Annotated in this window: 12 protein-coding genes; 2 read left to right on the top strand and 10 right to left on the bottom strand. The window is 47.0% G+C overall.

Annotation, left to right across the window (positions count from 1 at the left end):
- Positions 1-346: 346 nt before the first annotated feature.
- On the top strand, positions 347-1,378 hold the full coding sequence (locus tag AC3RCI_RS12545) for a LacI family DNA-binding transcriptional regulator (protein ID WP_492529250.1): 1,032 nt from the start codon (positions 347-349) through the stop codon (positions 1,376-1,378).
- A 141-nt stretch (positions 1,379-1,519) separates the two neighbouring features.
- On the opposite strand, the gene AC3RCI_RS12540 is transcribed toward AC3RCI_RS12545, so the two are convergent.
- From AC3RCI_RS12540 to AC3RCI_RS12525, 4 genes are all read right to left on the bottom strand, one after another.
- Positions 1,520-2,491, bottom strand: coding sequence for a D-2-hydroxyacid dehydrogenase family protein (locus AC3RCI_RS12540; protein ID WP_492529248.1), 972 nt, complete (start codon positions 2,489-2,491; stop codon positions 1,520-1,522).
- Between the two features lie 124 nt (positions 2,492-2,615).
- Positions 2,616-2,873, bottom strand: a complete 258-nt coding sequence (locus tag AC3RCI_RS12535; protein ID WP_492529246.1) for a hypothetical protein — start codon at positions 2,871-2,873, stop codon at positions 2,616-2,618.
- Positions 2,874-2,989: 116 nt separating this feature from the next.
- A complete protein-coding gene (locus tag AC3RCI_RS12530; RefSeq protein WP_492529244.1) occupies positions 2,990-4,078 on the bottom strand; it encodes a hypothetical protein in 1,089 nt (362 codons plus the stop codon).
- Positions 4,075-4,668, bottom strand: a complete 594-nt coding sequence (locus tag AC3RCI_RS12525) for a TetR/AcrR family transcriptional regulator (RefSeq protein ID WP_492529242.1) — start codon at positions 4,666-4,668, stop codon at positions 4,075-4,077. Before AC3RCI_RS12525 ends, AC3RCI_RS12530 begins: the two co-directional genes overlap by 4 nt.
- 227 nt (positions 4,669-4,895) lie before the next feature.
- Between AC3RCI_RS12525 and AC3RCI_RS12520 the strand changes: the two genes are divergently transcribed.
- Positions 4,896-6,146: an MFS transporter gene (locus AC3RCI_RS12520; protein ID WP_492529240.1), complete on the top strand. Its 1,251-nt coding sequence runs from the start codon at positions 4,896-4,898 to the stop codon at positions 6,144-6,146.
- A gap of 1 nt (position 6,147) precedes the next feature.
- Here AC3RCI_RS12520 and AC3RCI_RS12515 read toward each other — a convergent pair whose 3' ends face one another.
- The 6 genes from AC3RCI_RS12515 to AC3RCI_RS12490 form a co-directional block, all read right to left on the bottom strand.
- On the bottom strand, positions 6,148-6,309 hold the full coding sequence (locus AC3RCI_RS12515) for a hypothetical protein (protein ID WP_336779796.1): 162 nt from the start codon (positions 6,307-6,309) through the stop codon (positions 6,148-6,150).
- A gap of 30 nt (positions 6,310-6,339) precedes the next feature.
- Entirely contained in the window at positions 6,340-6,810 is a 471-nt protein-coding gene (locus AC3RCI_RS12510; RefSeq protein ID WP_492529238.1) for an SRPBCC family protein, read from the bottom strand.
- A gap of 145 nt (positions 6,811-6,955) precedes the next feature.
- Positions 6,956-8,059 (bottom strand): HD-GYP domain-containing protein, encoded by a 1,104-nt coding sequence (locus tag AC3RCI_RS12505; RefSeq protein ID WP_492529236.1) that lies wholly within the window; start codon positions 8,057-8,059, stop codon positions 6,956-6,958.
- A gap of 277 nt (positions 8,060-8,336) precedes the next feature.
- On the bottom strand, positions 8,337-10,172 hold the full coding sequence (locus AC3RCI_RS12500) for a UbiD family decarboxylase (RefSeq protein ID WP_336779793.1): 1,836 nt from the start codon (positions 10,170-10,172) through the stop codon (positions 8,337-8,339).
- A 303-nt stretch (positions 10,173-10,475) separates the two neighbouring features.
- Positions 10,476-11,768, bottom strand: a complete 1,293-nt coding sequence (locus AC3RCI_RS12495; RefSeq protein WP_492529234.1) for an amidohydrolase — start codon at positions 11,766-11,768, stop codon at positions 10,476-10,478.
- Positions 11,769-11,845: 77 nt separating this feature from the next.
- Positions 11,846-12,139, bottom strand: coding sequence for a hypothetical protein (locus tag AC3RCI_RS12490; protein ID WP_127536068.1), 294 nt, complete (start codon positions 12,137-12,139; stop codon positions 11,846-11,848).
- Positions 12,140-12,228 lie beyond the last annotated feature (89 nt).

The following is a 12,228-nucleotide window of genomic DNA, read 5'->3' as shown; positions in this document are numbered from 1 at the left end:
TCATCTCCCAGATCATAGGTTTGAATATAACCGGAAACGTTTCCGTAGTTAAATATGTCATAGTTTAGATAGTCTGTCAAACACATTTTCCCATAAATAAGTCGAATTCATGAATTTTTTGCCTTTACATGCAGCATGATAAAACCTGCTGTGATTGCCTGTATCCAATGGTGTGCAGATTATATGCTTAAGAACGTATGGAATAAGTTAACAACCTGCTTACAGTTATAGATCATGGAAAGTCTATTGACTTACAAAAAGTGTTATAATCAGAGTATACACATAAATTCAACATGAAATTACTATAGAGTCGGAATCGTTTCCGGTGAAGTGAGGTTACCCAAACGTGAGCAAAGAACAAAAAGTTACCATCAAGGATGTGGCGGAGTTAGCGGGAGTAGGCATTGCTACCGTCTCAAGAGCCATTAATAACTCTGAAGGTATCAGCAGCAAAACCAGAGATAAGGTCATGCAGGCCATTGAAGAGCTCGGTTTTGTTCCCAACACATCCGCTCAGAGTCTTAAAATACGCCAGACCCACCAAATTGCCCTGGTTGTTCCGGATATACGAAATGCGATCATTCCAGAAATCTCCTGGTCTGTGGAACAAACAGCTAAACAGCACGGCTATCACGTGGTACAGATTAATACGGCAGGAAATGCCCGTACAGAACTGGAAACCATTCGAAACATTAAAAAGCTGCATGTGGACGGCCTCATATTCATGCCGCTCGCTTATCCCAAAACGCTTCCAGGCTTGATCGACAAGGCTCCCCTTCCCATCTCCATGATTAACTACGGCAAGAGGCTCGAACCCGGCATGAAGGCAGATATCGTCTCTCTATCTCAGCCTGAGGGAAAGCTTGTGATGGAACATCTGATTAAAATTGGACGAACGCGGATTGCCTATGCGGGTGCCCCCAAGGACATCATTGAAGAGCGTTACCGTGCGTATGAACAAGCTCTGCCCCATGTCGATATTTCACTTGTCTATTTCGGTGAAGATTTCTCCCTGAACACCGGTGCCAATGCTGCGGATTACTTCCATGGACTGACCCATATGCCAGATGCAGTCTACGCGATCAATGACATGGTAGCCATCGGATTGGTTAACCGGTTCAAAGAATTGGGTGTACGTGTACCCGAAGATGTCGCCGTGGTTGGGGTCGATAATAATCAATGGACTACCGTCTCGTCACCGCAGATCAGCTCGGTTTCCATTATGGGCGAAGAGGTTGCCAGGCTGGCGACAGAATTGCTGCTCAAACGAATCCGCGAGATGAGTACTTCTGAGTATGAGCATATCCAGTTTGAACCCAGACTTATCGTACGCGAATCAAGCGTAGCGATGATTCGTCCCTCGTCACCACGTTCCTAATGGCTCATCCTGGATGGATGAAATGATGAATCACAAGCAAAAAAGGTGTCCCCGCAGCCATTAATCACGGCCTGAGGGTCACCTTTTTGTTGTCTGTATCGATTTAATGAAAAGTGACGAGAACTGTGGCATGGTTTGTTATTACTTCACGATCAATTGTCTAATCGGGCTTCCTTTTAGAAACATCTCGATATTCTCTACCGCATGATTATAATAGATTTCATAATTACCTTGGGTCACATAACCCAAATGCGGTGTTGCCAGCACATTGGGCAAGGTTCGCATGATATGATTAACAGGCAAAGGTTCCTGTTCAAAGACATCAAGTCCTGCCCCGGCGATCAGACCGTTTTGCAATGCCTCTACCATAGCCCCCTGATCCACAATTCCCGCACGGGATGTATTGATCAGCAATGCTGTCTTTTTCATCCGCTGGAATTCAGCCTGTCCAATCAGATGACGAGTACGTTCACTTAGCACCAGATGAATCGACACGATATCACTTTGCTCCAGCAGCTCTTCCTTTGTTTCGCACCAGATTACGCCTTGTTCTCCGGCTTGTCCAGGTGTCAAATTCTGACTCCAGGCCATGACGTTCATGCCAAAAGCCTTCGCAATCGCGGCCATCCGGGAACCGATCTTGCCCAATCCGAGCAGCCCGAGCGTCTTTCCGTACAAATCCATGCCGACCGTACTCTGCCAATTGCGATTGGATTTCAGCGCATTATTTTCTGTAACCAGCTGCCTGGACAGTCCCAAGATAAGCGCCCAGGTTAGTTCCGTCGGTGGATTGGAGCTGCCCTCTGTCCCACACACCTTGACTCCATGGCGTTCCGCAGCCTTAAGATCAATCGAGGCATTTCGCATCCCTGTTGTAATCAGCAGCTTCAGCTTGGGAAGCCTGGATATGACCGATTCAGGAAACGGCGTACGCTCACGCATCAGAATAACGATATCCACATCCTGCAGCTCCTGGATGACCTTTTCTTCCGAGCCCATGTAATGATTAAAGGTCTGCACCTCAACCCGATCCTGGACTGAACTCCAATCAGCCAATGACAGGGCGACGTTCTGGTAATCGTCCAATATGGCGCAACGTAATTTCGTTTGCAAGATGTACCCCTCCTTCAGAATGCGTTGTATCCTACACCTACCCGTATTGTACCAATTCGACACCGATCTGCCCAATGTCCTTAGACATAAAAAAAGAGCCGGAAGTCAGTTCCGCCTCTTCAATTCATATTAACATTTTAAAAATTAGCGCCGTGATTACAATCGCAACCGTGACCTTTGATAATCCACGGACTTTGTATACAAACCGATCTAATTTTCCCTGATCATTGGTAAAAAGAGATGCTTCTATCGCGGCAAGAGCCAATACTCCAAACATGATGAGACTGAATGTTATGATGCCTACTCCACCAAGAGTCGTTATCGATACACCTATGAAATAAAAAATAGTAAGATACAATCGCCAATATGTAGTAAGTACCATGAAATTCCTCCTCGGAATTGGATGTTACTATATTTACGTTTCACTTTACATATCGTCTCATATAATCAATATTTTCCTATCGATTTACGATACTGGGTTTAACGTGCACCCCACTCTTAACGCAACGCATCCAGTTCAATTTCATGGCTGACATTTAGCTCCATCCTGGATCTCAATTGATTATACCGTTCGACCAACACATGATCTATTCCGAGTTCTTGTGCGATCACACTTAAAATGGAATCATCTACATGTGGTGTACTCCAGCTAAACAGCTGCTGATACAGGTTCAACATTGATTCTTGGCTCTGTTTAACATATCTAAGCGGGTGTGAGACGGATTCGAGTTTCATCTGCAGCAAGTCGTGGAATACGTGAAACCGATGCTCCGCAGCCAGGCTTCTCGTTACGCCTGCTTGGGAAGTCTGCACACTACTCGCTTTATCTATAAATGTAACTAAACCAGCTTCGTCCTTCAGATCCCTGATCAAATCCGAGAATGTTAATCCAACCATGGGCATGGCCATGTAGGCCCACCAATGACTGCCTGTACCATTACCATACAGTTCCCAATTCGGGTTCCATAACACATTTCGAAGTTGTTCCTTCTGGGATGTTCCATACATCGCAATACCCCACACCAGCCCGCCATTGCAGTCCACTGACGCCTGTTCTCCCCATGCTAGAAGCCTCGGCACCATCTTATCAGCAGGAGCCCATTTTGCACATAATGCAGGGAGGATCTCCGGGAAAATAGCATTTCCGTATACTTGTTCGAATTTATCTCTCAATCGCTGATGTTGATCCTCACAAGGCATGTGCAGCAAGGCCAAACAAGCATCTTTGGACAAATACCAATCATCTGTCATTACACAATCCACCAGATATTCGGTGCTGAGTGGATATCCCATGTAAGCCAGGACATGCAAAACGTCCCCGGGAACCCCCTCTTTTAGCTTTCCATTCACAAAACTACATTGATGAAGCTGCCGGGCAAGCTCCATATCACCGCAACGCATGACGACTTCCAGCAGCAGTACATATCGGTAATCCTCCGAATGCTCCAAATATAACTGGAGCAAAACCGCTGCGTCCTCCCGGTCCCCATACCTCGCAATAACTCGGCAATAAGATTGAATCACACCCATATTCAGGGGACGACCCGAATGAAACCATTCCAGCAATGTTTCGGTGGGCTGAATCATATCGATTCCCCTCCAATAATCCATAACGCCGCCTCAATACTTTGCTTTACAAACGAGCGGTCTGGCCCCGATTTCATTAATACAGTAAGTCCAATCATTGAAATAACCAAAGATTTTGCAGCTGCACTCGCATTCAGATCACCGGACAATTCTCCGGACCGCTGCCCCCGTTCGATCGTCTCCCGAAAAATCACTGCCAGATACATCTGATGCTCCCGGGTTAAAACGGCGAATTTCGAATCGTGCGGAGCCAGTTCAACCATCGTATTAATACAAAAACAACCGTGGCTCGGCTTGGATACATCCCCCTCAGCCCCAATGTGCTCAAACAGCGCACGAAATGCCTGTTTTACAGACCCTTCCTGCTGAAGCCTCGATCTAATTTGCGCGGCATGCAGAGTGGTATATCTGCGCAGCGCCGTCTCAAATAACTCTTTTTTGTCCCCGAAGGCAGCATACAAGCTGGGACGCTGAATGCCCATTGCGGATGTCAGGTCAGTCAATGACGTAGCTTCAAATCCTTTATCCCAAAATATGCGCATGGCTGCATCAAGCACTTTATCAGTATCAAACTCCCGTTGTCTCACCATATTCTTTCTCCTTTTTATGTACCAATCGATATATTATATCGTAGCTATCATCCATCATGATGTCAATTGTATACCTCCATTAAATCATTGAATCAATAACAAAAATCTACTTTAAAATATGCACAATTGACATTTGCATGATATATACAGTATGTTAATTCAGAATTATTATGTACTGATCAGTATAAAAATTAAATTCAAAAATCCACTCTTGAAAGGTGACTCTCATGAATACTCCGATTCAACGGATACATCCATCTTCAAAAGCTCATGCTGGCATGTCCCGACTCGTTGCGCTCCTCTTCGCTCTGTGCAGCGGACTTTCCGTAGCCAGCATTTATTATGCTCAACCCCTTTTGGATGCCATGGCCAGGGATTTCCGGATCTCCCACTCACATATCGGCGTAATCATTACGGTGACCCAAGTCTGTTACGCCCTCGGACTGTTTTTTCTTGTTCCTCTCGGCGATCTGATTAACAGGCGAAAACTGATCATTGTGCAGATGCTCTTCTCCGTCGCGGCTCTGCTTGTCGTTGGTACCACATCCTCTAGTTCCATCTTTTTCACAGCAATGGCACTCGTCGGATTACTGGCTGTTAATACTCAAGCGCTCGTTGCCTTTGCCGCAGTACTCGCTGCCCCTTCGGAACGCGGACGGATTGTAGGCCTCGTGACTAGCGGAATCGTGATTGGCATATTGCTCGCTCGAACGGTTGCGGGCACCCTAAATGATTGGATCGGCTGGAGATCGGTTTACCTGTTCTCCGCATCGCTAACCTTGCTCGGCGTAGTCGCCCTGCTCCTTCTCCTGCCGAAGCATGAGCCTCAGCGAACAAAATTAAATTATGCTCAATTGCTTATTTCGGTAATACAACTCTACCGGGAGCTGCCTATACTTCGAATTCGTGGCGTGCTGGGCATGCTGATATTCACTGCATTCAGCATTTTATGGACTGCCATGGTCCTTCCACTTAGCGCACCTCCATTCTCGTTGTCCCATACAGCCATCGGTGCTTTCGGTTTGGCAGGTGCCGCGGGTGCACTGGCTGCTGCCCGCGCTGGCAAACTCGCTGATCGGGGTCTTGGACAGCACACAACTGGATTCTCTCTTCTGCTTCTCCTCCTGTCCTGGCTGCCGATCGGCTTCGTTCATCAATCGTTATGGTTTCTGATCATTGGTGTCATCGTTCTCGACCTCGCTGTACAGGCAGTCCACGTCACCAACCAGAGCCTGATCTATCAGGTTCGTCCTGAAGCACAGAGCCGTCTTACTGCTGCATACATGATATTTTACTCGGCGGGCAGTGCAACCGGATCTATTGCTTCGACTATGATGTTTGCCTGGGCAGGATGGACGGGCGTATGCTGGCTGGGAGCAGCGGTGAGTGCAGCAGCATTCCTGTTCTGGGCTATTGACCGTTACTTACAACGGAATATGATCCAATCCTTTTGTGTTCCGGCACATAAAGGAAACTGAATTATTGTTCTAACTTAGAACATACAACAATGAATAGCGTTGCAAGCGGACCACACAAGAGGGAGATCAGAAACCAGTTAAGCCCACTTCTGTTTTTCCCTTGAGCAAGTCCGGCATTAATTAACGCAAGGGTGCCCCAACCAACAAAATATTCGTTTCCCATCACGATCACTCCTTATCAAGTAATTTGCCGTCAGACCTGTTGGTTCGTCTGTTCCAGTATAGCTTTCAGCTTCGTATTGCGGCTTTGGATAAAAGCATGCATATAATGCTTCAAGACGAGCCGCTCAGCCAGTCTTCCCAACAAACCAAGTGGTGCTTCAAATTTCAACATGTCCCTCATGCAAGTGGTTTGGTCATCGATCCTGCTGAAATGATGTTCGTGGCGCATGCTCTGGAATGCCCCTTTTACCATCTGATCGACAAACACATGCGGACGTTCATATTGCACGATACAGGAAGTGAGTTTCTGCCTGATGCCAAAATGAGTTGCTTGAAACGTCACCGTGTCGCCGGCACCTATTCTGCCGGAGGTCACGCCCGAAACAGCTCGTTCCCGTGTATGTTTCCATACCGTCTTTGTATGAACATCAATATCCCGGGCATAATCAAAACATTTTTCAATTGGAGCACGTATTGTAATTTCGGTTACAACTTCAATCAAGGTTTATCGCTCCTCAGGTAAAATGGATTTTGTACCCAGTATACGCTTGCTCTCCTTAGAGAACAATGCACCAAAAGCCGACACACAAAAACAGGTCCCCTGTCATTATGCAGGAGACCTGTTTGTACTCTAAACTTTTATAACCTTAAATAATCAGTTCTTTAATGGTAATGCTGCGTTCTTTGGACAAGTCACGATACTGCTCGGACTCGACCTTGACCAGCGGATTGAAGATGTCCGAGGTATTATTCATGATGATTACCCCTTTTTCACCATTGCTCAGAAGCACTTGCTTGCCGATAAAGTTCGGGAGAAGGTGCTGCATCAGAGCCTGAACCGGCTTTTCATTCAACTTGCCAAACCCCATCGCATAGATGTCACGCAGATTATTGATTAGGTTCGGATTGCTGCCCCCGTGAATGCCGGATCTCATACCAATGTATACGTCAGCCACAGACACGATCTGCGTATAAGGATGGATTTCACTTTTATCCATTTGCATTGGATACCCCGAGCCATCCTCACGTTCATGGTGCTGAAGCGCTACAAGCGCAGTAGCCTCATCGGTCATGGAACTTTTGATGATATCATGGCCATAAATAGTATGACGCTGCAATTCAAGCTGTTCATCCGCCGTTAATGGTTCCACTTTGTTACGAATCCGATGGGACACTCTGCACTTGCCTATATCATGCAGATAGCCGCCGCGGCTGATCTGATAGCTTTCCTTCTGGGAATACCCCATCCAGCTGGCAATATAGAAGGACAGCAATCCAACCTGAATGGAGTGTGTATAGTTGTTAACATCATCACGTTCCAGCATCATCAGGAGATGTACGACATCCTTTTGCTCGTCCAGTCCATCCACCATTGGCTGCAGTGCATCGTCCACCATGGTAGCATTGAATTTACCCACAGTAAGTGCTTCAAGAAATGCATTTTGGTAGTTATGTACAGTCTGTGTAAATTGGGATTTCATTTCCTCTTCAGGCGGTTCTTCCTTAATGCCGGAACCAGCTGCAATACTCGAACCGGCTGCAAATTTGGCTGCAGCGGCAAAAAACTCAGCTTCTGTTATTTCTTCTTCACGTGATTCAATATCTACATAGTCCACACGGTGCTGCATGAGCAAGGAAATATCCTCACTTTTGATTACAGTCCCTTTCCCGAGAATGTGCAACCCCGCATCGCTAAATGTATCCGCAGTCAGACGGTCTCCGTCTTGCAGGTTCATAATATGGATTCTCAATCGGTATTCCCCCTGAACATTCATTATAGTAACAGTACCCAATGGATTGGGTCCCAAAAATACCTATACTTCTTTATATCGATCATTTTCTTGATTTTCTGCATAGTTCAAACGACCTTAATCGCAAAAGGAAATACGAACGTGTAAGACTTTCTTCTCATTCATATTTCTTAAATAATCCCGGTTTTGCCGAATACGGAACATGAAATGTTACGTTTCTTTGGATTGGAGAAATCATAAAGAGCCCAAACTTCTGTTTGGGCCCTTTCCTATAGAGCTAAATTTTGACCGATGCCAGACTGGCTCCACTGACGAATAAACGTTCGATGCTTTTCTCAACCGCAGGATCAGGTATAAGCGGTGGTGCCTGATGCGGCTTCACCCGGGCATCAATAATCATCTGATCGCAGCCCCAGTGCTTATGCGAATAGCTGCTGTTTACCCCATACATGTCGTGAGAAGGATTGCTGCGCGTAAATGTAGCCCATAAGAAGTTGCTGAGGCTCGCACTCAGGAAAGAGCTGTCATCGCACAGAATGATCAATGGACAGGAATCAAGTCCCCCTTGCTCCTTCAGCATATCCGTAAATTGCTGCATTTCCCGCGCCGTCTCTTCATAACTCGTAAAAGCAGACGTCTGAATCGATACGATCCCCGGCATAATCAGCTGCGCATTCGTATAACCACGAATATTCTTCAAGGTATCCGGCACTTCTGTGCACAGCTCCCGAAGCTTCTCACCGTAGGCTGCAAAAACAACCTTACTGCCGGTATTTAACCCGGTTCCTGAGTAATCCAGGGTATCGATGGTGGTATTGGTATGGAAATGGATATCCCGCTGCAAATTCATGCGCTCCAGAATATAGGTCAGGAATTCCACTTCACGGTGGGTATCCAGCGGCTGCTGATCCTCAGCTGTAATAAACAGATACTTGGCCAGACTCAGCTGCCCCGTACCCAGAATACGGTTCGCAATGGTCAACAATTCCGTTGGCTGCTTCACCGTCTGATATGGCGTGTAACGCTCACTTCCGATTGCAAACAACAGAGGGTGCACCCCAGCAGCGTCTACGGCATGTACTTCTTTGACACCCGGAATCTCCTGTTTGATCGCATCGCCCGTAATTTCATGGATTAGATCACCAAATGCCGTATCCTCCTGCGGAGGACGACCAACTACCGTGAATGGCCAGATTGCATTAGGCTTCGCATACACTTTGTGCACTTTCATCAGCGGGAACTCATGCGTCAAACTGTAATAGCCCAGATGATCACCAAACGGTCCTTCCGGTTTTGTTTCACCTGGATAAATATCTCCAGTAATGACAAAATCAGCATCATTGCTAATACAGTATCCATCCTTGTAGCTATAACGGAAACGACGCCCAGCGAGCAGACCGGCGAAGGTCAGTTCACTCAGACCTTCAGGCAAAGGCATCACCGCAGACAGGGTATGAGCTGGAGGACCACCGATAAAGATACTGACTTTAAGCGGCTCTCCCTTTTTGACAGCCTTCGCCTGATGTATACCGATCCCGCGATGAATCTGATAGTGCAGCCCGATTTCCTTGTTCATCGCATAATCATTGCCGCTCAGCTGGACACGGTACATACCCAAATTGGAGTTCATGATCCCCGGTTTATCCGGGTCCTCCGAATAAACCTGCGGCAACGTTACAAAGGCACCCCCATCCATGGGCCAATGCTTAATCAGCGGCAGATCGGAGATTTGAATTTCCTGAGCCGACACGGGCAGACTGATCGACTTCTGTTTGGGCAGCGCCTGCCACGCAGCAAGACCTGTGCTGATGTGCTGCAAAGGCGTCTTGAGCGCCTTCATCGGATCGTCCCGTACTGCCATGACCCGTTGTACGCCTTCGAGCGTATTACGGAACATGAATTTGCAGCGTTCGAGTGTGCCAAACAGATTGGATACCGCCTGGAACTTCGAGCCTTTTACATTTTCAAACAACAGCGCCGGGCCTTTCGCCTCGTGCACTTTCATATGTATTGCGGCCATTTCCAGATTCGGGTCTACTTCTTCCTTAATCCGGATCAGATGTCCATGCTGCTCCAGATCGTTGATGCAATCTTCCATATTGCGATATTTCATGGGATGGCTCCATTCTTTTAATATAATATATATTTATGTTCATATATTCACATGGACGCGCAAACAAGAATTTGAACCAACCGCCTGAATCCACGTCCTAATCTACTTCATTCTATAAGACTCACTCTTCACGTCTCTTCTATTTTATCAAATGATCTGCTAGTAAACAAAAAATATATATTATCCTCACTGACTAAGGTTAAAGATGGGAATCCAGAAATTACACTTCTGTGTATAGCAAGAAGGCCAGCTAAGAACCTCGGTTCCAGGCTGGCCTCCTTATCCCTCATACGTAAGAGAATATTAAATTCCCTCAACAATCCGCTTCGCCCTAACTTTCACCTCACGATAAAGTTCATCCTCATCGATCGTTAAGAGCTTCCTTCCTCTCATCAGAACCTGTCCGTTTACAATCGTCGTGTCTACGTCCGCACCATTTACGCTGTATGCAAGTAGAGACTCCAGCTCGTGTATAGGCTGAAGATGTGGCTTCTTCAGATTGATCAGAATCAGATCTGCCTTGCGCCCTGCCTCCAGCGTACCTACATCCTCCTGAAGCTTAAGCAGACCTGCGCTGCCCCGAGTAGCCATCTGCAGCACTTGCCTTGCCGGCAAGCGAGTCGGATCTCCGTAATCGAGTTTTTGCAGCCATGTTGCGGCTTTGATCTCTTCAAACATGTCGACAGTTGTCGCACTACCGGCCCCATCTGTTCCGAGTCCGACTTGGATCTCCTGTGCAATCATGTCCGTGATGGGAGCAATACCGCAACCCAGCTTCAGATTGCTGACCGGATTGTGGGCTATGCCTCCACGCATGCCTTTTAGCCTGTCGATATCTCCTCGATTGAGGTGCACTCCATGGGCAAGCAGCACATGTGCATTCTCGAACATGCCAGCTTCCTCAAGGTACTGCGTTGGGGTCATACCGTAACGCTCACGAATCTTCGCGACTTCTTCCTTCGTTTCGGCCAGATGGATATGAAGAGGGATATCTTGCTTTTCAGCCAGGGCAATGACTTCCATTAACGGTTCCATGGGACAGGTGTATGGCGAGTGCGGCCCGTACATCGTTGTAATTCTTCCATCCGCCTTGCCTGACCAGCGGTGAACGAGATCAATGGCTTCCTGCATCCTACGGCCGCCGTCATTCTCCATGAATACCATTCCGCGCGTGAGAGATGCACGCATGCCCGTTTTGGTTACAGCTTCAGCGATCTCATTCATGTGGATATACATATCTGCATAGGCGGTGGTACCTGATCGAATCATCTCGGCCATGGACAACTGAGCTCCCCAATAGATGTCTTCCGGCGTCATTTGTGCTTCAGCAGGCAGCATTTTGCGTTCCAGCCAGTCCATTAACCTCAGATCATCCGAGAACCCCCGAAGCAGACTCATCGGGGAATGCTGATGTGCATTAATCAGACCCGGCATGGCAAGCATGTTTTTTCCGTTCATGATGTCATCACCCGGATTGGCGGCAAGGTGATACGAGATTTCGGCAATCCGGTCTCCTTCAATACGAATATCCCCCAGGAAGGGGGCCTCTCCGTCTTTCATGGATAGAATCATCGCTTGCTGAATCAATATGCCCATTCGTTTCACAGCTCCTCTGGATTCAAGTAAATAGCTCAGATCCAAAGGATAAGCCTTCACGTAACGGAAAGGTCAAATCATGAATATTTCTGCATCGTGATCTTTCGATAACTTTGGATGAAAGGTTTGGGGTCCATTTTCACCATATAGGGATACACCCCGGTGCTTGTATGGAGGTAGAAAAATCCCCCCTCATTGCCCATTCTTCGAAAGGACATGTCAAATACATCCTTGATATGAAACTCGCGATATTTCGTTACAATTCTGTCCGAGTACAGGATCATGGATCGTTCGTTCGACTTGATCTCTTGCGCGAGACCGGTCACTTCCCTCTGGACTTTATAGTATGGCAGCACTGCAATACAGGTCATGATTCCCCTCCGCTCTTGTCATAATTCTGGTTCCATCATAGCAGATTGGAGAGGTCAGCCAAAATAATTAACTTAAATGATGACCAAGA

This window comes from Paenibacillus sp. MT124 (genome assembly GCF_058792755.1).
This window is presented reverse-complemented; position numbering and strand designations above follow the sequence as displayed.

Excerpts from the sequence above, each read along its gene's own strand:
- AC3RCI_RS12515 (WP_336779796.1), bottom strand. The coding sequence starts at position 6,309 with ATGGGAAACGAATATTTTGTTGGTTGGGGCACCCTTGCGTTAATTAAT.
- AC3RCI_RS12535 (WP_492529246.1), bottom strand. The coding sequence starts at position 2,873 with ATGGTACTTACTACATATTGGCGATTGTATCTTACTATTTTTTATTTC.
- AC3RCI_RS12520 (WP_492529240.1), top strand. The coding sequence starts at position 4,896 with ATGAATACTCCGATTCAACGGATACATCCATCTTCAAAAGCTCATGCT.
- AC3RCI_RS12525 (WP_492529242.1), bottom strand. The coding sequence starts at position 4,668 with ATGGTGAGACAACGGGAGTTTGATACTGATAAAGTGCTTGATGCAGCC.
- AC3RCI_RS12530 (WP_492529244.1), bottom strand. The coding sequence starts at position 4,078 with ATGATTCAGCCCACCGAAACATTGCTGGAATGGTTTCATTCGGGTCGT.
- AC3RCI_RS12500 (WP_336779793.1), bottom strand. The coding sequence starts at position 10,172 with ATGAAATATCGCAATATGGAAGATTGCATCAACGATCTGGAGCAGCAT.
- AC3RCI_RS12495 (WP_492529234.1), bottom strand. The coding sequence starts at position 11,768 with ATGGGCATATTGATTCAGCAAGCGATGATTCTATCCATGAAAGACGGA.
- AC3RCI_RS12490 (WP_127536068.1), bottom strand. The coding sequence starts at position 12,139 with ATGACCTGTATTGCAGTGCTGCCATACTATAAAGTCCAGAGGGAAGTG.